Annotated in this window: 20 protein-coding genes and 1 pseudogene; 12 read left to right on the plus strand and 9 right to left on the minus strand. The window is 70.0% G+C overall.

Annotation, left to right across the window (positions count from 1 at the left end):
• Positions 1–12 precede the first annotated feature (12 nt).
• Together MQN93_RS03250 and MQN93_RS03255 are read right to left on the minus strand one after the other, a co-directional pair.
• Positions 13–1,065 carry a CBS domain-containing protein gene (locus tag MQN93_RS03250; RefSeq protein ID WP_242708187.1) on the minus strand — a complete coding sequence of 351 codons (1,053 nt, stop codon included), beginning with the start codon at positions 1,063–1,065 and terminating at the stop codon, positions 13–15.
• Positions 1,062–2,879, minus strand: coding sequence for a DUF262 domain-containing protein (locus tag MQN93_RS03255; protein ID WP_016431593.1), 1,818 nt, complete (start codon positions 2,877–2,879; stop codon positions 1,062–1,064). Before MQN93_RS03255 ends, MQN93_RS03250 begins: the two co-directional genes overlap by 4 nt.
• A 182-nt stretch (positions 2,880–3,061) precedes the next feature.
• Here MQN93_RS03255 and brxD point away from each other — a divergent pair, with 182 nt between their 5' ends.
• The 5 genes from brxD to MQN93_RS03280 all read left to right on the plus strand — a co-directional run bounded on the left by brxD (position 3,062) and on the right by MQN93_RS03280 (position 10,452).
• A complete protein-coding gene (brxD, locus tag MQN93_RS03260) occupies positions 3,062–4,411 on the plus strand; it encodes a BREX system ATP-binding protein BrxD (RefSeq protein ID WP_242708188.1) in 1,350 nt (449 codons plus the stop codon).
• Complete coding sequence (locus tag MQN93_RS03265) at positions 4,411–6,612, plus strand: DEAD/DEAH box helicase (protein WP_242708189.1); 2,202 nt, start codon at positions 4,411–4,413, stop codon at positions 6,610–6,612. Before brxD ends, MQN93_RS03265 begins: the two co-directional genes overlap by 1 nt.
• Before the next feature lie 254 nt (positions 6,613–6,866).
• Positions 6,867–7,265: a hypothetical protein gene (locus tag MQN93_RS03270; protein ID WP_242708190.1), complete on the plus strand. Its 399-nt coding sequence runs from the start codon at positions 6,867–6,869 to the stop codon at positions 7,263–7,265.
• Between the two features lie 43 nt (positions 7,266–7,308).
• A complete protein-coding gene (locus MQN93_RS03275) occupies positions 7,309–8,412 on the plus strand; it encodes an ADP-ribosylglycohydrolase family protein (protein ID WP_242708191.1) in 1,104 nt (367 codons plus the stop codon).
• A gap of 201 nt (positions 8,413–8,613) precedes the next feature.
• Positions 8,614–10,452, plus strand: coding sequence for a pectate lyase-like domain-containing protein (locus MQN93_RS03280; protein ID WP_242708192.1), 1,839 nt, complete (start codon positions 8,614–8,616; stop codon positions 10,450–10,452).
• Between the two features lie 100 nt (positions 10,453–10,552).
• Here the strand turns inward: MQN93_RS03280 and MQN93_RS03285 are convergent, their stop codons facing one another.
• Positions 10,553–10,945 carry an SCO5389 family protein gene (locus MQN93_RS03285; protein WP_242708193.1) on the minus strand — a complete coding sequence of 131 codons (393 nt, stop codon included), beginning with the start codon at positions 10,943–10,945 and terminating at the stop codon, positions 10,553–10,555.
• Between the two features lie 46 nt (positions 10,946–10,991).
• Positions 10,992–11,981, minus strand: a complete 990-nt coding sequence (locus MQN93_RS03290; RefSeq protein ID WP_242708194.1) for an ATP-binding protein — start codon at positions 11,979–11,981, stop codon at positions 10,992–10,994.
• A gap of 111 nt (positions 11,982–12,092) precedes the next feature.
• Here MQN93_RS03290 and MQN93_RS03295 point away from each other — a divergent pair, with 111 nt between their 5' ends.
• A complete protein-coding gene (locus MQN93_RS03295; RefSeq protein ID WP_242708195.1) occupies positions 12,093–12,530 on the plus strand; it encodes a GNAT family N-acetyltransferase in 438 nt (145 codons plus the stop codon).
• Positions 12,531–12,555: 25 nt separating this feature from the next.
• Here the strand turns inward: MQN93_RS03295 and MQN93_RS03300 are convergent, their stop codons facing one another.
• On the minus strand, positions 12,556–13,332 hold the full coding sequence (locus MQN93_RS03300) for a CDP-alcohol phosphatidyltransferase family protein (protein ID WP_242708196.1): 777 nt from the start codon (positions 13,330–13,332) through the stop codon (positions 12,556–12,558).
• A 108-nt stretch (positions 13,333–13,440) separates the two neighbouring features.
• Here MQN93_RS03300 and MQN93_RS03305 point away from each other — a divergent pair, with 108 nt between their 5' ends.
• From MQN93_RS03305 to MQN93_RS03325, 5 genes and pseudogenes are all read left to right on the plus strand, one after another.
• Positions 13,441–14,421: a zinc-dependent alcohol dehydrogenase gene (locus tag MQN93_RS03305; RefSeq protein ID WP_242708197.1), complete on the plus strand. Its 981-nt coding sequence runs from the start codon at positions 13,441–13,443 to the stop codon at positions 14,419–14,421.
• A 115-nt stretch (positions 14,422–14,536) separates the two neighbouring features.
• Positions 14,537–14,935, plus strand: a complete 399-nt coding sequence (locus MQN93_RS03310; protein ID WP_242708198.1) for a 6-pyruvoyl trahydropterin synthase family protein — start codon at positions 14,537–14,539, stop codon at positions 14,933–14,935.
• 26 nt (positions 14,936–14,961) lie between these two features.
• The gene (locus MQN93_RS03315) at positions 14,962–16,164 is read left to right on the plus strand and encodes a glycosyltransferase family 4 protein (RefSeq protein WP_372504273.1); all 1,203 of its coding nucleotides are present in this window, start codon (positions 14,962–14,964) and stop codon (positions 16,162–16,164) included.
• Positions 16,161–17,198, plus strand: coding sequence for a class I SAM-dependent methyltransferase (locus MQN93_RS03320; RefSeq protein ID WP_016431581.1), 1,038 nt, complete (start codon positions 16,161–16,163; stop codon positions 17,196–17,198). The genes MQN93_RS03315 and MQN93_RS03320 overlap by 4 nt, the downstream gene beginning before the upstream one ends.
• Positions 17,195–18,259 (plus strand): annotated as a pseudogene (locus tag MQN93_RS03325) (lysylphosphatidylglycerol synthase transmembrane domain-containing protein); the annotation flags it as partial. The gene MQN93_RS03320 and the pseudogene MQN93_RS03325, both read left to right, overlap by 4 nt.
• A gap of 101 nt (positions 18,260–18,360) precedes the next feature.
• On the opposite strand, the gene MQN93_RS03330 reads toward MQN93_RS03325, so the two are convergent.
• Positions 18,361–19,125, minus strand: coding sequence for a creatininase family protein (locus MQN93_RS03330; protein ID WP_016431579.1), 765 nt, complete (start codon positions 19,123–19,125; stop codon positions 18,361–18,363).
• Positions 19,126–19,163: 38 nt separating this feature from the next.
• Between MQN93_RS03330 and ribA the strand changes: the two genes are divergently transcribed.
• Positions 19,164–19,832, plus strand: a complete 669-nt coding sequence (gene ribA, locus MQN93_RS03335) for a GTP cyclohydrolase II (protein ID WP_016431578.1) — start codon at positions 19,164–19,166, stop codon at positions 19,830–19,832.
• Positions 19,833–19,911: 79 nt separating this feature from the next.
• Here the strand turns inward: ribA and MQN93_RS03340 are convergent, their stop codons facing one another.
• From MQN93_RS03340 to MQN93_RS03350, 3 genes are all read right to left on the minus strand, one after another.
• Positions 19,912–21,144: a serine hydrolase domain-containing protein gene (locus MQN93_RS03340; protein ID WP_242708200.1), complete on the minus strand. Its 1,233-nt coding sequence runs from the start codon at positions 21,142–21,144 to the stop codon at positions 19,912–19,914.
• A 65-nt stretch (positions 21,145–21,209) separates the two neighbouring features.
• Positions 21,210–22,586, minus strand: coding sequence for an MFS transporter (locus MQN93_RS03345; RefSeq protein WP_242708201.1), 1,377 nt, complete (start codon positions 22,584–22,586; stop codon positions 21,210–21,212).
• Entirely contained in the window at positions 22,583–23,158 is a 576-nt protein-coding gene (locus MQN93_RS03350) for a TetR/AcrR family transcriptional regulator (RefSeq protein ID WP_242708202.1), read from the minus strand. The genes MQN93_RS03345 and MQN93_RS03350 overlap by 4 nt, the downstream gene beginning before the upstream one ends.
• Positions 23,159–23,193 lie beyond the last annotated feature (35 nt).

Below are 23,193 nucleotides of genomic sequence, written 5' to 3' on the forward strand. Positions count from 1 at the left end.
GACGCCGCAATCTCAGGCCACGAACGCCCGCAGCAGCTTCGCGAAGGTCGTGAGCTCGTCGAGCATGTCCTGCGGGAGCGGCTTCTCGTCGAAGTGGGCGATCCGATTGCGGATGTCCTTGACTCGCTTCAGCCGGCCGATGAACTGTTCCCTGGGCATGTTCGGCCACTTCAGGGCTTGCCAGTTGGCGTCGGCCCGTTCGGCCAGCGAGGTTTTCGTCTGGTCGCCGTCCAGCAGCCTCAGATAGTCGCCGAACATCAGGTCCGACACCTGGCCGGTGCGGTGCTCCGGCTTCTTGTTCGTCTGGACCGCTTTGACGGTCTCCGTGTCCAGTGCCGCGCCCAGGCAGCGGCGCAGCAGCGACTCGATCTCGCCCACGATGAAGAACGGGCGCGCCGCCCCCTCGAAGCGTTCCGTGACGTCTGCGGCCGTGATGACGCCCGAGAGGCAGCCGTCGTCACCGCGGACGAGCAGGTAACCGTGTTCGCGGATGACCGGGAGGGCGGCGAAGAACTCCTGGCGGGCGTCGGCGACGGGCAGAGAGTCCTTCTCCATTGCGTTATCGAGGGTGGCCTCTTTGCCCGCCTCGTACATCTTGGCCACGGACCCCCAGGTGACGACTCCGTGAATCTGCGCCATGCCGGTGGTCACCGGCACTTGGGAGAGGTTCTTCGTGCGCATGAGGAAGGTCGTCTGAGACAGGGGCGTGCCAGGGCCCACGGACACCAGTCCGCGCCGGGCCGACGGCATGTCGCCGAGCAGCAGACGCTGTGGCAGGGCGTGCGAGGGCAGCGCCTCGTCCGCCTCATCAGCCTCACCCTCCGGTTCGGCGGGCGTGCGTTGTGCGGGAACGGCCGCCAGCGGCACGACGTCGACGGTGCTGCGCAGACCGCAGACGGCGAAGTCGGGCAGCGTGGTCAGCCCGGCATCCGTCAGGACCTGCGAGATCTGGTGCACCGTGCGGTGGTCGCGGACCCTGACCTGGAAAAGGTCGAGGATCTCCTGCACTGACACGGTCCTGCCCTTGAGCGAAGCCACGTCCCGCTCGTGTGGCCTGGTCGTCATCGCGCGTCGCCCTCCGGCAGGTCACGGAGCATCGTCCGCTTGCCCATGGCCGAATGCACCAGATCCTGCAACTGCTTGGAACGGTCGCGGTAGAAGCGCTCGTAGTCGTTCTCGCGCAACGCGTCAGGATCGATCAGATGGGTGGTCAGGACGTCGTCGAACCACTCGGGACGCATGTCGGACGCGGCGATCATCGTGGACAGGTACGACGACGGCGCCCCCGTCATGTCCATCGCGGCCCGGTAGGACAGGGGGGTCTTGTTCACGATCGAACTCGTGGGCAGACCGCCGCTGTTCCCTCGCCTGAACCAGGTCTTGGGGAAGATCTGCCGGATGTCCACGCCGTACTCGTCGAGCCGGCCGGGGTTGAGCGGCGCGCCCGTGTAATGCCAGTCGACCGCCCCTTGCTTGATCAGCAGGGCGTAAATGCCCTTGTAGGCGGCGCTGTTACGGGTGGTGAGGGTGTCGAGGCGGTCGGCGAAGAAGAACGCCTCCGTCACCGTCTCAGGCGCTTTTTCGTCCTGTGCGATCCAGGGGACCAACTGCTCCACATCCTTGGTGAAGCGCGTCTCCGTGGAGCCGCCGTACATCTCCCCGAGGACCCCGCACCAGTACCACTGCTCGATCCTCTCTTCCGCGCCCAGACCGTCCGTCCCCGTGTCGAGGATGGCGCGGACGGCGGCGAGCGGGACGAGCTGGGTTTTGTACGGCAGATCGGCCGGCCGGACGATGCACTGACGCTCCAGGAAATCTCCGACCCAGGCGAAGGCATCGGCGAGCTTGGGCGCGAGGCGCACGAAATCCGCCAGCGGGAGGTCGAGCAGGTCGCGGCGCTTGCAGGACACCGTGGCCCCGATGCCTTCCTGCTTGCGCTCCCAGGTGCGCACCAGCGCGATCGCCTGCAGGAAGTCGATGCTGCTCAGTCCGTTCTCGAGGCCGCTGTCGAGACGGCCGAAGACCGGATACTTGCTTGCCAACGCCTGCTTGATCTCCCGCCACACCTCGGGAAGCTGGTAGTAGTCCCCGGTGCGTTCGACGTAGTCGCGGTCCCCGGCGTAGGTCGCGGTGAGTAGTTCGAAGACGTTGAGGGGGACACCGCCCGTGTTGACGCGTTCGAACACCGCGCAGACGGCGTCCATGGAGGTGGAGGCGGCCAGCCGGATCATCGGGACCTGAAAGGCGCGGACCTGCTGGAGAACCGCCTCGTCGAACTGACCCCACAGGTCCCAGTTCCGGTCCTCGTCCGCCTTGATGTACGCCCTCTTCCAATCGTTCACGCGCTGGGCGTCGAAGACGAAGTGCAGAGGGAAGAGGCCGGCCGCGCACTCGGCCTCGGTCGTGCTCAGATCCAGCACCACGGTGCGGTTGAAGTCCGTCCGGAGCACCTTGTCGGCCGGCACGGACACGACGGCCTCGTCGCGGTCCGCGGACGGTCCCACGGCCTTCGCGATGTCGACGTAGTACCAGCGCTGGATGGCCTTGCCCCGGGCATCCGCCGTCTCCACCGGAGCGTCCAGCCATAAGGACTGGAAGAGCGATGTCAGGCGCTGCTGCCCGTCCAGCAGCAGAAGGTCGGCCTCCGGGTCCCCGTCCGGCCGTGCGCCGGTGAGGGTCCGGGAGCGGAACCGTGTGGCGCCGCCGGTCTGCAGCGTCATCACGACACCGAGCGGATAGTCCAGCGTGACCGTGGCGATGATCGCCCGGATCCGGTCGTCGTCCCACTTCCAGTTCCGCTGGAAGTCGGGCAACTGCAAGGAGCCCGATGCCACGTCTGCGAGTACGTCCCTCAGCTTCACATTGTCCAGTGCCGCCACGTTCGTCCCAACTTCCCACCCTGGCGTATGTACGGAGAGTGATTTCAGCAGCGTCTTCGGGTGACCGCAACCGATTCAACGAAGTCGGTGGGTCGTCGCAGCGACCCCGTCCACCACACACAGGTGGGCATCAGCTTCCGTCCCTGTACGGCGGTGCACGAGGAAATGGAAGACTGCCCCTCGTGAGCACTACCGGACCCCAGCGCACCACACAGGTGAGCGCCGCCCGCCGCCGTACCGTCATCGACGCGCTGCGGCGCGGTGCCGTACCCGACAGCGGGCTCGACCTGCTGGCCACCGGCCTCGACCGATTCGAAGCGGCCCTGGACGCGGAACTGGACTCCGTGGCTTCCGGCGGCTCCGTGTTCAAGGCCGTGCGCGGTGAGTACGGATCCGGCAAGACGTTCTTCACCCGCTGGCTGGGAGAGCGGGCCAAGCGCCGTAACTTCGCCGTCGCCGAGATCCAGATCTCGGAGAACGAAACGCCGTTGCACCGGCTGGAAACGGTCTACCGGCGGCTCACCGAACGGCTCACCACCTCAAGTTTCCCTCCCAGTGCGCTGCGGCCTGTGGTCGACGCCTGGTTCTACGCCCTCGAGGAGGATGCCCTCGCGGCCGGTGCGAGTGAGGAGGAGCTCTCGAACGAGGTGGAAAGACTGCTCGTCGCACGGCTCGCCGAGGTCTCCCGGCACGCCCCGTCCTTCGCCACCGCTCTGCGCGGTTACCGGACCGCCCTCGCAGACGGCGACGAGGCGACCGCTGCGGCCGTCCTGGCGTGGCTCGGTGGCCAGCCGCACGTCGCAGCCTCCGCCCGTCGGTCCGCCGGGGTACGCGGCGACCTCGACCACTTCGGAGCACTCGGGTTTTTGCAGGGACTCCTCACGGTGCTGCGCGACTCCGGGCACAACGGGTTGTTCGTCGTCCTCGACGAGGTCGAGACACTGCAGCGAGTCCGGTCGGACGCCCGGGACAAGGCGCTCAACGCGCTGCGGCAGCTCATCGACGAGGTGCACTCCGGCCGCTTCCCCGGTCTCTACCTGGTCATCACCGGCACCCCAGCCTTCTACGACGGTCAGCAGGGCGTGCAGCGCCTGGCGCCGCTGGCTCAGCGTCTGGCCACCGATTTCACCACGGACCCGCGCTTTGACAATCCGCGCGCCGTGCAGATCAGGTTGCCCGGCTTCGACCAGGAGTCGCTGGTCGGCCTCGGCGCCACCATCAGAGACTTGTACGCGGAGGCCGCGACTTCACCCGAACGTGTGCGGACAGTCGTCGACGACGCCTACGTCGCGGACCTAGCCCAGGCCGTCGGCGGGGCACTGGGCGGAAAAGTCGGGGTGGCTCCCCGCCTGTTCCTGAAGAAGCTCGTCGGCGATGTGCTCGACCGGGTGGACCAGTTCGACGACTTCGACCCCAGGCAGCACTACCGGCTGACGGTCGCGAGCAGTGAACTCACCGATGTGGAACGCAACCTCGCCGCCTCGGTGTCCGGCGGCCCCGCGACGGCCGACGACATCGACGTGGAGCTGTGATGCGGGATGTCGGGACCCCTGCGGGGAAGGGCACGGGCGGCGAGCGGGTCGATGTCCTCGACCGGCTCGACCCCGTCGTCCTGCACCACATCGTCAACACCCTCGGCTGGGCCGACCTGCGCCCCCTCCAGCGGGCAGCCATCGTCCCGCTCATGGACGGCCAGGACGCGGTGCTGCTCGCGCCCACGGCAGGTGGGAAAACCGAGGCGGCCTGCTTTCCCCTGCTCTCGGCGATGACCGAGCAGAAGTGGATCGGCACATCGGTGCTGTACCTGTGCCCGCTCAAGGCCCTCCTCAACAACCTGATCACGCGCGTCGATTCCTACGCCCAGTGGCTCGGGCGGCGTGCGGCGCTCTGGCACGGCGACACCAAGGAGTCGCAGCGGCAGCGCATCCGTTCCGAGGGGCCCGACATCCTGCTGACCACGCCCGAGTCGCTCGAAGCGATGCTGATCGGCGTCAAGACCGACCATGCACACCTGCTGGGCAGCGTCAGGGCCGTGGTGGTCGACGAGGTGCACGCCTTCGCCGGCGACGACCGTGGATGGCATCTGCTCGCCGTGCTCGAACGGCTGGAACGGGTCACCGGCAGACCGATCCAGCGCATCGGCCTCTCGGCGACCGTCGGCAACCCCGCGCAACTGCTGCGGTGGCTGCAGGGCGCGGGCGCCGGTAGTCGTGACGGGCAGGTTGTTGCCCCAGGAGTGCAACTGCCGCCCGTTTCGGACGAACCCCGCCACGCCGAAAAGGCCGTAAACGCCCCACCCAGCAGGCCCGCGGGGGAAGTTGAACTCGACTACGTGGGCTCTCTGGAAAACGCCGCCAAACTCATCGCGGCCCTGCACCGTGGAGAGAAGCGGCTCGTCTTCTGCGACTCGCGTCGCCAGGTCGAGGAACTCGGCGCCGCACTCCGCGAACGCGAGGTGACCGTCTTCCTGTCACACGCCTCCCTCTCGGTCGACGAACGCGTCCGCTCCGAGCAAGCCTTCGCCGAGGCCCGCGACTGCGTCATCGTCTCCACATCCACTCTCGAACTCGGTATCGACGTCGGCGATCTGGACCGTGTCATCCAGATCGACTCACCGGCTTCCGTAGCATCGTTCCTGCAGCGCATCGGCCGCACGGGCCGCCGTTCCGGAACCGTGCGCAACTGCCTGTTCCTCACCACTCACAAGGACACCCTGCTGCAGGCGGCAGGCCTTCTGTTGCTGTGGTCGCGGGGCTGGGTCGAACCGGTCGTTCCCCCGCCGGAGCCGCGTCACCTGGTCGCCCAGCAACTGCTCGCCGTCACGCTGCAACAGCACAGACTCGGCGACCAGTTGTGGGATCGGCAGTGGAACGGCCTCGCACCCTTCGACCGATCGGCCGCCCCGATCCTCCGCTTCCTGACCGAGGAGGGATACCTCGACACCGATGGAGGCATGCTGTTCGTCGGACCCGAGGCCGAACGCCGTTTCGGCAAGCGGCACTTCATCGAACTGACCGCGTCCTTCACCGCGCCGCCGCAGTTCACCGTCCTGTCCGGACGCACGGAGATCGGCCGCACCGATCCGAGTGTGCTCACCGAGGAACGCCCGGGACCCAGACGGCTGCTGCTCGGCGGACGCAGCTGGCAGGTCACCTACATCGACTGGCTCCGCAAACGTGTCTTCGTCGAGCCCGTTGACGGTGGGGGGATCGCCAAGTGGATGAACGGCGGCATCGCAGGACTTTCTTTCGCGCTGACGCGGGCCATGCGCGAGGTGCTGCTGGGCGAGGATCCGCCGGTCTCACTCACCAGGCGTGCGGTGACGTGCCTGGCCGAACAGCGTGAGTCGGACGCACCCGATACCGTGCACCCGGGCGGCACACTGGTGACGCGCACCGGCAGGGATGTGCGTTGGTGGACGTGGGCCGGTTACCGGGCCAATGCCACACTGGCCGCCACATTGCGGTCGGTCACCGATCCCCTGCAACGGCCCACCGACAGTTGGCTGCGTCTGCGAGAGGACCTCACCCCGGCCGACTGGCGCACGGCCCGCGCGAGCATCGGCGACAACCTCGTGCTGCCCGACGTGGACCACCGAGCCGTACGCGGCCTCAAGTTCTCCGCCGCCCTCCCGGAACGCCTCGCCATCGCCACGGTCGCGGCCCGCCTGGCCGACTTCGAGAGCGCCCGCGCGGTGCTGGGCGAATCCGTCCGTTTCCAGCACGCCGACTGAATGGACAACTTTGAGTGGGCGTACGGCTACGACTAGCGATTCTGGCTGGTGCACGTGGTGTCGGACCCAGGTCCGTCGACCGGCCTGACAACGACCTTACGATGATGGTGAGTTGATGCTGAAGACGAAGTACTGCAGAGGCCGTATGCAGGTGGGCGCCGACGAGTACGATCTCACCTCGGACTGGACCGATGCATCGCTCATCAACTCCCGGCTTCGGAGCGTGGGCCGAGCGACTGGCGTCAGGGGGAACCGTGGCGGATTGGATCTACATCCTCAACCCGCACCGGGACGTCCTCGACGAGGAGCCGTGCGACAAGGAGAAGATCCTCGGGCTGGCGCAGGAGGATCCGGAGGCTGAGTTCTGGCTCAGCCGACGCAATCGTATGAAGCGAGACGACCGCATCTGGTTCTATTTCACGAGCCCGGACGCTGCCGTCGCCGCCGTGGGTGAGGTCGATGAGGCGCCGTGGGTCGATCCCGACGATCCTGACGTCTCCTACCTGGTGGCCGTGAATCTGCTGCCGGAGGCGACGAAGGCCCTGTACCGCGACCCGGTGGGACGTGAGGAACTCGGCCTCGGCCAGGTCCGGTCCGTGCAGATGGTGAAACCGCACGCGCTGCCTTTGCTGCTGGAGCGGGCCGGACTCTGAGGGCGACGGTGGCGGTGCGGCGCGTGCTCGCTACGCTGCTGGCGTGTCCGACACGAAAGATCACCAGCGGGAGCTGGTCAGCAGGCAGTCCCGCGTACGCGGAATGATGCTCGGGCTCGCCCTCGGGGATACGGTCGGAGCCGCGCGCGGCGCCCTGCCCGCCTCGGGGCCGCTACGGGCGGGCGTCAGCACGCAGCTCGCCTGCTTCACGGTCGAGGGCATCATCCGTGCCCAGGTACGCGGCAACCACAAGGGCATCTGCTACGCGCCCGGGGTCGTCCTGCATGCCTACTCTCGGTGGGCGTTCCTGCAGGGCATCGAGACCGAGAAGATGCGCGACCGGTGGGCGTCCCACACCGCGTCCTGGCCCGACGGCTGGCTCGCCCGCGTGCCTGCGCTGGGTGAGCGGCGCGGCAGCGCGCCCGCGACGGTGGCGGCCCTGTCCCGGATCGACGCGGGGGAGGAGCAGATGGCCACCACGAGCCGGGGCCATCACGCACTGACCCGGGGGCTGCCGATCGCGGTCACCGGCCTGGGAGGCATCACGCAGGCCGACGCCGTCGCCGCGCTGACTCACGGCGACCCGGCCGGGCGTAGCGCCACGGTCCACGCCGCCGTACTGGCCCACTACTGTCTGACCGACTCCGACTCCGAGCCCGGTCGTTCCGTCCGGGACGCGCTGCAGGCCGGCATCACGGCCCTCGCACCGAGAGACGAGCGCGGCGGTCTCGTCGCGACTGACGAGGAGCACGGCCGCCTGGGCGCGACATTCCAACTCGCCGTGGACGAACCGGCGGACCCCTCACGCCTGGCGCAGCTCGCACCGGACCCCACGGCACCATCCGCACTGCTCGGCGGCCTGTACGTCGCCGCCTCCTTCCCGGACCGCACGGCGTTTCCCGCCGCACTGGACTTCGCGGCGAAGGCGCCGGACGGGGAGTCGGTGGCCTGCGTCGCCGGCGCGCTCCTCGGGGCCGTACACGGAGTGGAGGCCCTGCCCGTCGCCCTGGTCAGCCGTCACGAACTGGCCTGGGTGCTCGACACGTTGGCCAGGGACCTGGTGCTGGAGCTCGACGACTCACCGAGTGGCAGCGAGTACATCCAGGGGTGGGATGCGCATTGGTGGGAGCGGTATCCCGGGTGGTGAGGCCTGCGGCCGGGCCTCCCCGTAGGGTCCGGTCGGTCTCACTCGTGTGCCAACTCGGCAGGCCGGGCGAGCTGTTATTGGTGCAGACCTATTGACGCTGTATACCCGCGATGATTCACTCCGTGGCTGAGAGCGCTCTCTCGCGGTTGGGGACCAGCCGCGGTCCCGATTTGCTCATCATCTTCTGGGAGAGCCGTGTCCGTGATTCCCTCTCGCCGCAGCGTACTTCGTACAGCGGCGGTCGCAGCCGCAGCCGTGCCGCTGGCCGGCGCCACCGCAGGACCCGCCTTCGCGTCGTCCTCCGCGTCCGCCGCCGGCGCGGACGGCCATGGCAGGCCCGGTCATGGCGGGTTCGGCCATGGCACGACAGACCTGGGGCCGAACGTCCTGGTCTTCGACCCGTCGATGGGTGACGCGGCGATCCAGAAGCAGATCGACGCCGTGTTCGCCGTCCAGGAGTCCAACCAGTTCGGCACCGAGCGGTACGCCTTGGCGTTCAAGCCGGGCACGTACAACGTCGAGATCAACGTCGGCTTCTACACGCACGTACTGGGCCTCGGCGCGAGCCCCGAGGACGTCGTCATCAACGGCCATGTGACCGTCGACGCCCAGTGGTTCGACGGCAACGGCACCCAGGACTTCTGGCGGGCCGCCGAGAACCTGACCATCGTCCCGCCGGACGGGCTGGACCGCTGGGCCGTCGCCCAGGCCGCGCCCATGCGTCGGGTCCACGTCAAGGGCAACATGATCCTCATGCCGAGCCCGCCCGGCAACGGCTGGTCCAGCGGCGGCTTCCTGGTCGACAGCGTGGTGGACGGACAGATCGACTCCGGTTCACAGCAGCAGTGGCTGACCCGCAACGCCACCATCGGCAGCTGGAAGGGCGCCAACTGGAACATGGTCTTCGTCGGCGTCCAGGGCGCCCCGGCCACGTCCTTCCCGACCCCGCCCTACACGACCGTCGACCGCACCCCGATCGTCCGGGAGAAGCCGTTCCTCACGGTGGACCGCCGCGGGGCCTACGAGGTCTTCGTGCCCTCGCTGCGCCGCAACTCCACCGGCACCACCTGGGCCGGCGGCCGGACCGCAGGCCACAGCATCCCGCTGACCCGGTTCCACGTCGCCAAGCCCGGCGACTCCGCCGCGACCATCAACGCGGCGCTCGCGCACGGCAAGCACCTCCTGCTCACGCCGGGCATGTACCCGCTGTCCGAGCCGCTGAAGGTCTGCCGACCGGGCACCATCGTCCTCGGCCTCGGCCTGGCGACCCTCCAGGCCGTCGACGGCAACTCACTCATCGAGGTCGCCGACGTCGACGACGTGACCGTGGCCGGTGTGCTCCTCGAAGCGGCCTCCGCCCATTCCCCCGTACTGCTGCGCGTCGGCCACGGCCGCAACCGCAGGAGCCACGCGCACCGCCCCACCGCGCTGTTCGACATCTTCCCGCGCATCGGCGGCTCCGTCCCCGGCGGTACGGACGTCAGCATCCAGATCGACAGCAACGACGTGATCGTCGACCACGTCTGGGCCTGGCGCGCCGACCACGGCCTCGACGGCTCGGTCGGCTGGGCGGTCAACCCGGCGGGCGTCGGCTTCCTCGTCAACGGCGACCGGGTCACCACCTACGGCCTGTTCGTCGAGCACCACCAGAACTACGAGGTGCTCTGGAACGGCAACCACGGCCGCACCTACTTCTTCCAGAACGAGCACCCCTACGACGTCCCGACCCAGTCGGCCTGGAGACACGGCGACACCAAGGGCTACGCCGCCTACAAGGTCGGCGACCACGTCACCGACCACCACGCCTGGGGCCTGGGCAGCTACGCCTTCTTCAACCTCCATGCCGACATCTACACCGACCGCGCCTACGAGGTCCCCGACACCCCGGGCGTCACCTTCACCTCACTGATGACCGTCTGCCTCAACGACGCGGGCGGCGGCGGCATCCTGCACTGCATCAACAACACGGGCGACCCTGTGGTGAACGGCTTCGGAACCTACGACATGAAGTCGTACTCGAACGGCGTCGGCGTGGTCTGACCTGCGCCGCAGGCAGGGACGGTCACACCGCTCTCGGAGCCCGGTGCTGCGTCGCACCGGGCTCCGAGAGCGGCCGGTGGGGTCCGTTGCCGGCTGGACGTCAGCAGTCCCTGAACTCCGGTGACTGGTTCAGCACTTGCGACCGCACCGACGTGAAGCGGCCGTACGTCTGTCCGCCTCGCGCCCCGGGTCGGAAGGCCGCCACCCGGTGGCAGTTCTGGAAGGCCAGTTCGATGTCGAAGTGGCGTTCGAGGCTGGTGCGAATGGCGTCGCTGGCGAGGGCGCGCAGCAGCTGGCCGCGTTCCTGTTCCGAGGGCGGAGGGGTCTGGTTGTCGGCGAACTCGGCTGCTCCGCTGCGGAGTTCGGTGGTCAGGGAGGCGATGAGGTCGTAGGCGTAGGGGAGGGACGTACGGACCGTGTCCACGAAGTCCTCTTCGCGGATGTCGCCCTGCTCGGCTTCGGCGAGGAGCTTCGGGGAGACGTCGAGAGACATGGGGGAATTTCTCCTGTTGAGTTCGCGGGTTGAGTGCATGAATGGGTCAGTGCGCTGAATTCGGTGTCAGGTCAGTCCCGGGCAGTCGACCCGGGACGAAGTCCGGGTCCACCTGCTTCGCCAGATCCTGGCCGGTCGCCTTGTCCGCCCATGCGCGGGCGTTGCGCAGGTGGAACTCGACGGCATGGCGGTGGAGCGTGGGCCAGTCCCTGGGGCGGGAGTCGACCGTTTCGCGCAGGATGCTCAGGGCGTGGCGGTTGTGCGGTTCCAGTGAGTCGAGGGCGTCCGACTCGGCTTTCGTACGGCCCTGCTCCGCCGCCCGGACCCAGGGTGACTGGACCAGATGGGTCAACAGGTCGTCGCCCACCTGCTCCTTGAGGAACAGCAGGTCGTCCTCGCCGGTCACCTTGTTGCCGACGACGGCGAGACGGATGCCGAACTCCCGTGCGTGGTCGCGGTATTGGCGGTAGACCGAGACGCCCTTGCGGGTCGGCTCCGCCACCAGGAACGTGATGTCGAAGCGGGTGAACAGGCCCGACGCGAACGCGTCCGCGCCTGCCGTCATGTCGACGACGACGTACTCGCCGGGGCCGTCCACGAGGTGGTTCAGGTAGAGCTCCACCCCACCGAGCTTGGAGTGGTAGCAGGCCACGCCCAGATCGCTCTCGTCGAACGCGCCCGTCGCCATCAGCGGTACGTCGCCCACGCGGCGGACGTGCCGTGTGTGCAGTTCGTCGTCGCCGAGCAGCCGCAGGAGGCGTGAGCCGCGGCCGGGTGGCGTTGTCTTGATCATCGCCTCGGGCGAGGCGATGCGTGGGTTGGTGCCCCTCAGAAGGGTCTTGATCTCGGCGAGATGGGCTCCCAGGGGCGGTGCGTCCAAGGGGTCGTCGTCCGGGCCCAGTGCCTCGGCCAGGTGCTGGTTGATGTCGCCGTCGATGGCGAGGACCGGCGCGCCGGAGCGGGCCAGATGGCGGGAGAAGAGTGCCGACAGCGTGGTCTTGCCGCTGCCGCCCTTGCCGACGAACGCGACCCGCATCACCGGGTCCGGGTCGGGCTGGTTTTGAAAATGAATGTCATGTGGCTAAGTTCTAGACAGCCCCCGATGCTCTGTCAAATCAGCCTGGACCACGTCGATAGGGTCGCCGACATGAAGATCGAGATCGAGGTCGCGCGGCACGCGGGCCGGGAAGTCGTCGACGCCTTCGGGCGGTTGCTGCCGCAGTTGTCCACAACAGCGAAGCCGCTCGACGTCGAAGCGGTGCGGCGAATTCTGGCGTGCGACGCGAACACCGTGCTGCTCGCCCGGGCCGAGCGGGAAATCGTCGGGACGCTGACCCTTGTCATGGTCCCCGTGCCGTCCGGGCTGCGGGCCCGGATCGAGGACGTCGTGGTCGATGAGGGGGCGCGGGGGCATGGGATTGCCGGGCGGTTGATCGAGGAGGCCGTACGGGTTGCGCGGGAGGGCGGGGCCAGGACGGTGGACCTCACGTCCCGGCCGGACCGTCTGGCCGCCAACCGACTCTATGAGCGGCTCGGGTTCGCGGTGCGGGAGTCGACCGTGTATCGGATGACCGTGGAGGGCTGAACCGCGGCTGCACTGCCTGCCTGTCTCAGGACGCCACCCTCTGCGCCTCCACCGCCATCTCCAGCATCTCCTCCACCTCGCCGTCCTGGACGTGCGACGTCCGCCGCAGCCACAGGATGTCCCGGCCGAAGGACCAGATCAGGGAGCCGAGGGACACGGCGACGACGCCGAAGGACAGGGGGTGGGGCAGGTAGCCCGAGGCGGCCAGGAGCAGGCAGATGCCCTGCATCGCGGCGACCGTCTTGCGGGCCATGCTCGGGGGGAGCTCGGCGTTCAGCCACGGCCAGAGGCGGGCCGCGGCGACGAAGACGTAGCGCATGGCGCCGATGAGGAGGACCCAGGGGCCGAGCGACATCGACACGTAGACGCTGAGGACGAGGATCAGGAACGCGTCGACCTCCATGTCGAAGCGGGCGCCCAGGGGAGTCGACGTGCCGGTGGCGCGGGCCACCTTGCCGTCCACGCCGTCCAGGATCAGGGCGACCGCCGTCAGGCCCACGAAGAGGGTGACCGGCGGGGAGCTCTGGAAGGAGTCCGCCACGAGGGCCGTCACTCCGCCGACCAAAGTCGCCCGGCCGAGTGTCACCCGATTGGCGGGGCCGAAGGAGCGCAGCCGGGAGCGGTGCAATGCTCGGGAGAGCACCGCCCAGCTGGCCACGGCGAAGGCGAGGCCGGTCAGCCAGCCCGCCGGCCCCATGCCGATCGCCGTGCCGAGCAGGGCCAGCAACAGGATCTGAACGCCCGCTCCCACAGCGGTCTCCTGCTGGACCAGCCTTGCGTCGTAAGTGTTGTTCAGGGCCACCGCACACCCTCCGGCCGTATGACAGAGTCGATCAACGCCGCGTACTGTGCGCGGCCTGTGCACACCTCGGTACGTGAACTGCTTCCCGATCGTTCAGGAGGACGCCCGATGAACCGCATAGCAGGAGCGTTCTGGCTCAGTCGTCCCGGTCTGGGCGAGATCCGGACCGCCGACCTGCCGGAACCCGGTGACGGCGAGGTGCAGGTGCGGACCGTGTACTCGGGCATCAGCCGTGGCACGGAGACACTGGTGTTCCGCGGTGGCGTCCCGGAGAACCAGTACGCGGCCATGCGGGCGCCCTTTCAGGAGGGCGAGTTCCCGGCTCCCGTGAAGTACGGCTACCTCAATGTGGGGGTGGTGGAGGAGGGGGTGGAGGAGCTGGTGGGACGGACGGTTTTCTGTCTGTACCCGCATCAGACTCGGTACGTCGTCCCGGCCGCCGCCGTCACCGTCGTACCGGACACCGTGCCCGCCGAACGGGCCGTCCTCGCCGGCACCGTCGAGACCGCCGTGAACGCCCTGTGGGACGCCGCGCCGCTGATCGGCGACCGGATCAGCGTGGTCGGCGGCGGCATGGTCGGCTGCTCGGTCGCCGCCCTGCTGGCCCGCTTCCCCGGCGTACGTGTGCAGCTCGTCGACGCCGATCCGGGGCGCGCCAAGATCGCCCAGGCCCTCGGTGTCGACTTCGCGCTGCCCGCGGACGCGCTCGGCGAACGCGATCTCGTCGTGCACGCCAGCGCCACCGAACAGGGCCTGTCCCGCGCCCTGGAACTCCTGGCCGCAGAGGGAACCGTCGTCGAGCTGAGCTGGTACGGCGACCGCAGGGTCAGCCTCCCGCTCGGCGAGGCCTTCCACTCCCGGCGGCTGACCATCCGCAGCAGCCAGGTCGGCACCGTCTCCCCGGCCCGCGCGAGCCGCAGCTACGCCGACCGGCTCGCCCTCGCCCTCGACCTGCTCGCCGATCCGGCGCTCGACGCACTCATCACAGGGGAAAGCGCGTTCGACGAGCTGCCGGAGATCATGCCGAAACTGGCCTCGGGCGACATTCCCGCCCTGTGCCACCGTGTCAGGTACACCGAGAGGGCCTGACCTGAGAAAAGAGTGAGAGTGGACTGAACGCGGGAACGTGAAGAGCCGTATTAAGGGCATCCCCCGGCAGGGATCAGCCGAGGGACCAGACGCGCCGCACCTGGAGGGTCGTCCGTTGTTCAGTGTCACCGTCCGCGATCACATCATGATCGCCCACAGCTTCCGCGGCGAGGTCTTCGGGCCCGCGCAGCGCCTGCACGGAGCCACGTTCCTGGTGGACGCCACGTTCCGGCGCGAGCAGCTGGACGACGACAACATCGTCGTCGACATCGGCCTGGCCACGCAGGAGCTCGGCGCCGTGGTCAGCGAGCTGAACTACAGAAACCTCGACGACGAGCCGGACTTCGCCGGAATCAACACCTCCACGGAGTTCCTCGCGAAGGTCATCGCCGACCGGCTCGCCGAGCGGATCGAGAAGGGCGCGATGGGCGAGGGCGCCAAGGGCATCGCGCAACTCTCCGTGACCCTGCACGAGTCGCACGTCGCCTGGGCGAGTTACGAGCGTGCCCTGTGACCCACATGACCCTGGAAAAGACGCAGATGACGCAGATGACGGAGACGACGGTGAAGACGGAGCGGCCGGGGCTCGGCTATGTGCCCGTCCAGCACTCCGTCCCCGTCCTGAAGAACGCCGAGATCATCCCCATGTCCCTGCGCTCCGTGCACTTCGTCATGCCGGGCGGTGTCGACGACCCGGCAGCCCCGAGCGGCGGCAACGCCTACGACCGGCGCGTGAGCCTGGATCTGCCCGGCTTCGGCTGGCAGGTCCACAAGCACGCCGTGGCCGGCCGGTGGCCCCGGCCTACGGCCGCGGACCGGGCCGAACTCGCCCGTACGCTCCGTGAGTTGCCGGACGGCTCGGTCGTCCTGCTGGACGGCATCGTCGCCTGCGCCGTCCCCGAGGTCGTCGTACCGGAGACCGACCGGCTGCACCTCGCGGTCCTGGTGCACCTCCCGCTCGGCGACGAGACCGGCCTCGAACCCGCGCTCGCCGCCGAACTGGACGCCAAGGAACGCGACGTCCTGCGCGCCGTGCCCGCCGTGATCGCCACCAGCGACTGGGCCGTACGCCGCCTCGTCTCGCACCACGGCCTCGCCCCCGAGCGGGTCCATGTCGCCGCCCCCGGCGCCGACATCGCGCCGCTGGCCTCCGGCACCGACGGGGTCTCCCGGCTGCTCTGCGTCGCCGCGGTGACCCCGCGCAAGGGGCAGCACCGGCTGGTGCAGGCGCTGGCCGCGGCGGCCGACCTGCCGTGGAGCTGCGTCTGCGTCGGCGGACTCGGTCACGACCCGGAGTACGTCGCCCATCTGCGGCAGCTCATCAAGGAGCACGGTCTTCAGGACCGCATCGAACTGGCCGGCCCACGGTCCGGTGCCGAGCTCGACGCCAGCTACGCCACCGCCGACCTGATGGTCCTCACCTCGTACGCCGAGACCTACGGCATGGCGGTGACGGAGGCCCTCGCGCGCGGCATCCCGGTGCTGGCCACGGATGTCGGCGGTCTCCCCGAGGCGGTCGGACGCGCCCCCGACGGCGGCGTCCCCGGCATCCTCGTCCCGCCGGAGGACCCCGCCGCCCTCGCCGCCGAACTGCGCGGCTGGTTCGGCGAGGCCGATGTACGACGCCGGCTGAAGGCCGCCGCCCGGGGCCGACGGGCCGCCCTGGACGGGTGGGCGACCACGGCCCGCAGCCTTGCCGGAGTACTGGGCCGGCTGCCGAGCGAACCCAGGAGGGCGGCATGAACAAGGCGGCAGAGATCGGTGAGAAGATCCCGGCCCAACCCGGGCCCCGCGACGAGCGTGCAGCGGCAAACTCCATGACTCCGGACTCCGTGATTCCCGGCGCAGGGCCCAGTCCTCGCCGAGGCGAGACTTCCCGCCCGGACGCCCCGGCTTCCCGCCCCGGCGAGCGCGCCACCGTACGACTCCGGGACACCGGGGACGAGGAGCCGCCGCGCTACGCCCCCGAGTGGCTGGAGCTGCGCGAGCCCGCCGACGCCGGCGCGCGGGCGAACGATCTGCTCGACCCGCTGCGGATCCGGCTGGCCAACCTGCCCGGCAAGGGCGGGATCGTCATCCACGACCTGGGGTGCGGCACCGGCTCGATGGGCCGCTGGCTCGCGCCCCGGCTGGACGGCGCCCAGCACTGGGTCCTGCACGACCGCGACCCCTATCTGCTGCACTTCGCGGCCGTCGCCTCCCCGCGCTCCGCCGCCGACGGCAGCCGGGTCACCGTGGAGACCCGGCGGGGCGACGTCGCCCGGCTCACCCCGGACGCCCTGCGCGGCGCCGCGCTGGCGACCGCCTCCGCGCTCCTCGACGTCCTCACCCGCGAGGAGATCGAGACCCTCGCCGACGCCTGCACCGGAGCCGGTTGCCCCGCCCTGCTGACGCTGTCGGTGGCCGGGCGCGTCGAGTTCGGCCCGCCCCACCCGATGGACGAGGAGATCACCGAGGCGTTCAACGCCCACCAGCGCCGCGACGGACTGCTCGGCCCGGACTCGGTGACCGTGGCGTGCGAGGCGTTCTCGGAGCGTGGGGCGACGGTGCGGCTCAACCCGAGCCCCTGGCGGCTCGGTCCCGACCAGGCGGAGCTGACGGCGCAGTGGCTGCGCGGCTGGGTCGGCGCGGCCGTAGAGCAGGAACCCGGGCTGAAGGCTCGTGCAGAAAAGTATCTGCAGGAGCGGCTGGCCGCCTGCGAGGCGGGCGACCTGCACGTCACCGTCCACCACACCGACCTGCTCGCGCTCTCCCGGCCGACGGGCGGCGCCTCATGAGCGTGGACACGGTGGGCGCCCGGGTGAGCCCCCGGCTGGTGCCGTTCGAGACATGCGGCGAGCCGCATGCGCACGTCGACACGTGGACGGGGCCCGCCCCTGTCTCCACCCCCGCCCCCGCTACGGCGGTTCCTGGGATCGTCCCCTCCGCCCGGCCCGAGCAGCCCGCGCCCTGGTGGCGTAGGTGCCTGGCGCGGCTCAACTCCCCTGCTGTACGCACCCACTTCGGCACCGGCGCCGGTGTCGTCATCGTCGGAGCGCTGCTGTGGCGGCTCGGTACCGGCGTCCTGCTCGATGGTCTGCGCCGCATCGACACGGCGACGCTGCTGGCGGCGCTCGCCATCGGCCTGGTCACCACCGTGCTCAGCGCCTGGCGCTGGGTCCTGGTCGCCCGGGGCCTGAAGCTCCGGCTGCCGCTGGGAGCGGCGGTCGCGGACTACTACCGCTCGCTGTTCCTGAACGCGGCCCTGCCCGGCGGGGTCCTCGGTGATGTGCACCGGGCGGTGCGGTCGGGGCAGGACGCGGGCGACCTCGGCCGCGGGGTGCGCTCGGTGGTGCTCGAACGGGTCGCCGGACAGGTCGCGTTGACGGTCGTGGGAGCGGCGATGCTGCTGACGCTGCCGTCGCCGGTGCAGGACGAGGCGCGGCACTTCGCCCCGCTGGTCGGGCTCGCCGCGGTCGGCGCCCTCGCCGTCGTCGTCGCGCTGCGCATGAACAAGGCGCCGTCCCGCCGCGGCCGGGCCCTGCGCGCGACGCTGAGCGAGGCGCGCGAGGGACTGCTCTCCCGCCGCAACTGGCCCGGCGTCAGCGTCTCGTCGCTGGTCATCCTGGCCGGACACCTCGGGATGTTCGTGCTCGCCGCCCGCATCGCCGGCTCGGACGCCTCCGTCGCCGCGCTGCTGCCGCTGGCCGTGCTCGCGCTCGTCGCCATGGGACTGCCGCTGAACGTCGGCGGCTTCGGGCCCCGCGAGGGCGCCACCGCCTGGGCGTTCGGCGCCGCGGGCCTCGGTGCGAGCACCGGTGTGGCGACCGCCGTCGTCTACGGCGTGCTCAGCTTCGTGGCCGCCCTGCCCGGCGCCGGCGTCCTCGTCGCCCGCTGGTACACGGGCCTGCGTCCGGCGGAATCCGGGACGGGAGAGGCAGCCCCGGAATACGGTGCCGACTACGCCCGTCCGTCCGCCGAGGTGAGGAGCGAGAAATACGCGCCGAAGGAATCCGCGAGGCTCGCCAGCAGTTCCTTCCCCTTTTCCGCCGAACCCAGCGAAGGACGTCCGATGACCCCCGAATCGGTATAGCCGGACATACCGAGAGTCAGCAGATGGCGCCGGTCGTCAGCGACGAAATCGGAGGTCTCGTAACCGGGTCGAAGAAATTCCGGGTGAGCATGCAGAAGGATGGAGGTCTCGATTTCTCCCGCGTGCATGTCGGTCAGCAGCGAGGTGGTCACTCCCGCCCGCTGCCGCGCCGTTTCCCAGTCCTCCGCGGCCGGGAACAGCGCCATCCGCTCGCCGCGGGCGGAGGATTCCTGAACGACGTTGCCCAGTACGTAGTTTCCGCCGTGGCCGTTGACCACCACCAGGGCGTCGACGCCGGAGCGGCGGAGGGACTGTGCAATGTCACATACCACCGAGTGAAGGGTCACCGAGGAGATGCTGACGGTCCCGGGCCAGGCCGCATGCTCGTGCGAGCAGGAGATCGTCACCGGGGGAAGGAGGTGCACCGGGTACGCCGCGGCGATCTCCCGGGCGACAGCACAGGCAACCAGCGTGTCCGTGGCCAGCGGGAGGAACGGGCCGTGCTGTTCGAAGCTGCCGACGGGAAGGACGGCGACCTGCGTTGAGACACCCTCGGCCCTGGTCCGTACCTCTTCCGTAGTGTCCGCCGGCACCAGCCCGTTCGCCGCCGTACGCGCGCCCGAAACACTCATTTCTTCACGGCCTTTCGTCTCTGCTTAGGAATCAGATCATGACAGAAAAAATCGGCGTACTCGGCAAGGGGTCTCCACAGCGCACGCAGCGCACGGGTGTGGAACGGATCGTGAATGCACCACTGCCCACGGTGTACGGGAAATTCCGCGCCGTCGGCTACATGGATCACGATCGTGGTGACGAACAAGTGGCCCTGGTGCACGGCGACATAGGCACCGAGGGCGTCCTCACCCGGCTGCATTCCGAGTGCCTGACCGGTGACGCGTTCGGCTCCCAGCACTGCGAGTGCGGCGATCAACTGGCCGGGGCGCTCAAGGCCGTTGTCGCCGAGGGCAGCGGAATCGTCGTCTATCTGCGCGGTCACGAGGGCCGCGGCATCGGACTGCTCGCCAAGCTGCGGGCGATGGCGCTGCAGGCGGAGGGGCTGGACACCGTCGAGGCGAACCTCGCGCTCGGACTGCCGGTGGACGCCCGGGACTACGGCGTGGCGGCGAGAATCCTGCAGGACCTGGGCGTGAACTCGGTGCGGCTGCTGTCCAACAACCCGCGCAAGCGGGAGGCGTTGGTGGAGCATGGCATCGAAGTGGCCGAGACCGTACCGCTGTTGATCCCGCCGTGCGAGAGCAACATCACCTATCTGCGCACCAAGCGGGAGCGGCTCGACCACGTGCTGCCGCACCTGGACGCGGTCGCGCATCTGTCCTGATCACGCCCGCCCGCCTCGCCGCCGGTGTCTGCAGGGGACTCACCGTCGGCGAGGTGGGCGGTGCCTCGTGGGCGGTGCCTCAGTTCGTCACGACGTCGTGGACCAGGCGCCGGAGTTCGGGGATGACCCTCAGCGACGACTTCGGGCGGACCTGGGTCATGAACTGCACCGTCAGATCGCGGGCGGGGTCGACCCAGAAGGTCGTCGTGGCGGCGCCGCTCCAGCCGTAGGTGCCGGGGCTGGTCGGGGACACGGTGCGCTCCGGGTCGATGACGACCGAGACGCCGAGGCCGAAACCGACGCCGTCGTTGTTCGGCTCGTCATGGGCCGGACGGCTGCCGAAGGCGCGCAGATCGGCGCCGCCGGGCAGGTGGTTGCGGGTCATCAGGTCCACCGTCTCGGGAGCGAGCAGCCGGACCCCGTCGAGTTCGCCGCGGCGGCGCAGCAGCTCCATCAGCCGGTGGAAGTCGTGGGCGGACGCCACCATGCCGCCACTGCCGGACAGCAGCCGGGGCCGCCCGCCGCGCAGCGGCAGCCCCGGCACCGGCTTGATGCCGCCGTCGTCGCTCTCGCCGTACAACTCGGCAAGTCTCGGGGCCTGTTCGTCGGTGACGCAGAAGCCGGCGTCGGTCATGCCGAGCGGGCCGAAGATCCGCTCGGCGAGGAACACGTCGAGACTCTGCCCGGACACCACCTCGATCACCCGGCCGAGCACATTGGTGGAGACCGAGTAGTTCCACTGTGTGCCCGGCTCGAACTGCAGGGGCTGAGCCGCGTACACGTCCACGGTCTCCGCGAGATCCGTGCCCGGCACCACCGACGACTCCAGGCCGGCCGCGCGGTAGAGCGCGTCGACGGGATGGCTGTGGTAGAAGGCGAAGGTCAGCCCCGAGGTGTGGGTCAGCAGATGGCGGATCCGTATCGGCCCGTCGGCCGGGCGGGTGTGTACGTCGGCGCCCTCGCCGCTCTCGTACACCCGCGGGTTCGCGAAGGCCGGCAGATACCGGTCGAGCGGGTCGTCCAGCGCGAGCCGGCCCTCCTCCACCAGCATCAGCGCGGCGACCGAGGTGACCGGCTTGGTCATGGAGTAGATCCGCCACAGCGTGTCCGCCTCCACGGGCAGACCCGCCGCCACGTCGCGCAGCCCGTGGGTCGTGACATGGGCGACGCGTCCCCCGCGAGCCAGGGCCACCAGAAAGCCGGGCAGCCGCCCCTCCTCGACATACCGGGCGCATGTCTCGTCGAGGCGGTCCAGCGCCTTCACGTCCAGCCCGACCTCGTCCGGGTCGACCTCTTGCCGCAGCTGCCCCATCGCTCTCCTCCGAATGCGCTCACCGAGACCCGGTCCGGCGCTACCCCGTCCGAACGGCCTCGCACTCATCCTCGCGCAGGAAGCCGGGCCCGGTCCCCCTGTCGGACGTGATTGATCGTTACGACGGAACGTTCCGGCAGAACCCGCCCCGCGACCGCTCCGACCGCGGCGACGAGGGCAAGGACGTAGAGCGGCAGCGCATACCCGTGCCCCAGTCCCCCGAGCGTCGCCGCCACGGCCACGCCCAGCACCGGACCGACGTTCATCGCGGTCTGCTGCAGACCCCCCGCGACACCGGCCGAGCCGGCCGCGGACTGCCGTACGACGACATGCGTCGCCGTCACCATCACCGTGCCGAACCCGGCTCCGAGCAGCCCGAATCCGGTGCACAGCGAGACCGCGCCCCCCGAGAGCGCGCCCAGCACGACGATCCCCGCGGCCAGGACGGCCGTCGCCGCCACGGTCGTACGACGAGGGCCCACCCGGCGCAGCAGGACCGCGGCGCTCGGCGCGGCGAGGATCATGAGTGCGGCGAGCGGCAGGCTGAGCAGCGCCATGTGCAGCGGGTCGTAGCCGAGGTCGTCCTGCAGGACGAAGGTCGCGACGAAGAGCGTGCCGTGCAGCGCGGCCGACGCGATGACGAGGACGGTGAGCGCGCCGGTGACGGCGGCCGACCCGACGACATCCGGCGGTACCAGTGGGCTCGCGGTCCGCCGCTCGTGCCGCACGAAGGCGGCGCCCGTCACCACGACCAGTACCAGGAAGACCCCGCCCCCCAACGTCCAGCCGCTGTGCGGCAGTTGGACGAGGACGTGCACCAGACAGGCCAGGGTCGCGGCGAGCAGGACGGCGCCGGGTATGTCCAGGCGGGCGGGGGAGGGCCGGGAACGCGCGGCGGGCAGCGTGAGCGCGAGCAGGCCGAAGACGAGTGCCGGTACGACATTGAGGAAGAACACCGCCCGCCAGCCCGGCCCCGAGACCAGAACTCCGCCCAGCACGGGGCCCGCCGCGGCCGCCAGGCCGATCGCCCCGGTGCGCACCGCGATCGGCGTCCGCAGCCGGTCCGGCGGGTACGCGGCCCGCAGCATGCCGAGCGTGGCGGGCTGCAGCAGCGCCCCGAACACCCCCTGGACGACCCGCAGTCCGATCACCCAGCCGACGCCGGGCGCGAGACCGATGCCCGCCGACGCCGCCCCGAAGCCCAGCATGCCGAGCGCGAAGACGCGGTGGTGGCCGTAGCGGTCGCCGAGCCGTCCGGAGAACACCAACAGGCTCGCCACCGCGACGAGATAACCGGTGCTGGTCCACTGGACCTGCGCGAACGACGCCGAGAGGTCGCGTTGCAGTGCGGGCTGGGCGACGGTGAGGACCGTGCCGTCCAGGGCGACGATCACGGCTCCGGCGACGCTGCTCGTGAGCGTCGCTGCGCGGTGGAGGTTCAAGAGCCGGCTCCGAGGTGCGCGTCCAGGGCCGAGCTCAGCAGGGGCGTGAAGTCGTCGGCGCCCGTGGCGAGTTGGAGGCTGCCCCAGCCCCACAGCTGGGCGATGCCGTGCAGGTTCGCCCACAGGGCGCCCGCGACGATCCGGGCGTCGGCGCCGGGCCGGGCCCGTCCCACCAGCTCCACCAGGCCGTCGAACAACGGCAGGCTGGTGCCGCGCAGGCCCAGATGGCCGCTCTCCAACAGATCGTGACGGAACATCAGCTCGTACATTCCACGGTGGTCCAGCGCGAAGCGCAGATAGCAGCGCCCCAGGGCGGTGAGCTGCTCGCGCGGGGGCGCCGTGCCGTCCCCGGTCGCCGTGGCCACCTGCGCGGCCAGCTCGGCGAAGCCGCGCCGGGCGATGGCCGACAGCAGCTCCAGGTGGGTGGGGAAATAGCGCCGGGGTGCGCCGTGGGAGACACCCGCCCGGCGCGCGATCTCCCGCAGGGTCAGTGCCTGCGCGCCCTCCAGGGCGACCAGCTCCACCCCGACGTCGACCAGTCGGGCGCGCAGCCCCGTGTCGGAAGCATCCATAGACACTGTCTACCAGCCAGGCGTAGACAGTGTCT

It is taken from the genome of Streptomyces spinosisporus (assembly GCF_022698145.1).
Classification (GTDB): domain Bacteria; phylum Actinomycetota; class Actinomycetes; order Streptomycetales; family Streptomycetaceae; genus Streptomyces; species Streptomyces spinosisporus.

Bases quoted from the DNA above. Each gene is read 5' to 3' on its own strand.
- MQN93_RS03250 (WP_242708187.1), bottom strand. From the start codon at position 1,065: ATGACGACCAGGCCACACGAGCGGGACGTGGCTTCGCTCAAGGGCAGG.
- MQN93_RS03265 (WP_242708189.1), top strand. From the start codon at position 4,411: ATGCGGGATGTCGGGACCCCTGCGGGGAAGGGCACGGGCGGCGAGCGG.
- MQN93_RS03285 (WP_242708193.1), bottom strand. From the start codon at position 10,945: ATGTCTCTCGACGTCTCCCCGAAGCTCCTCGCCGAAGCCGAGCAGGGC.
- MQN93_RS03290 (WP_242708194.1), bottom strand. From the start codon at position 11,981: ATGCGGGTCGCGTTCGTCGGCAAGGGCGGCAGCGGCAAGACCACGCTG.
- MQN93_RS03295 (WP_242708195.1), top strand. From the start codon at position 12,093: ATGAAGATCGAGATCGAGGTCGCGCGGCACGCGGGCCGGGAAGTCGTC.
- MQN93_RS03305 (WP_242708197.1), top strand. From the start codon at position 13,441: ATGAACCGCATAGCAGGAGCGTTCTGGCTCAGTCGTCCCGGTCTGGGC.
- MQN93_RS03315 (WP_372504273.1), top strand. From the start codon at position 14,962: ATGACGCAGATGACGGAGACGACGGTGAAGACGGAGCGGCCGGGGCTC.
- MQN93_RS03320 (WP_016431581.1), top strand. From the start codon at position 16,161: ATGAACAAGGCGGCAGAGATCGGTGAGAAGATCCCGGCCCAACCCGGG.
- MQN93_RS03330 (WP_016431579.1), bottom strand. From the start codon at position 19,125: ATGAGTGTTTCGGGCGCGCGTACGGCGGCGAACGGGCTGGTGCCGGCG.
- ribA (WP_016431578.1), top strand. From the start codon at position 19,164: ATGACAGAAAAAATCGGCGTACTCGGCAAGGGGTCTCCACAGCGCACG.
- MQN93_RS03340 (WP_242708200.1), bottom strand. From the start codon at position 21,144: ATGGGGCAGCTGCGGCAAGAGGTCGACCCGGACGAGGTCGGGCTGGAC.
- MQN93_RS03350 (WP_242708202.1), bottom strand. From the start codon at position 23,158: ATGGATGCTTCCGACACGGGGCTGCGCGCCCGACTGGTCGACGTCGGG.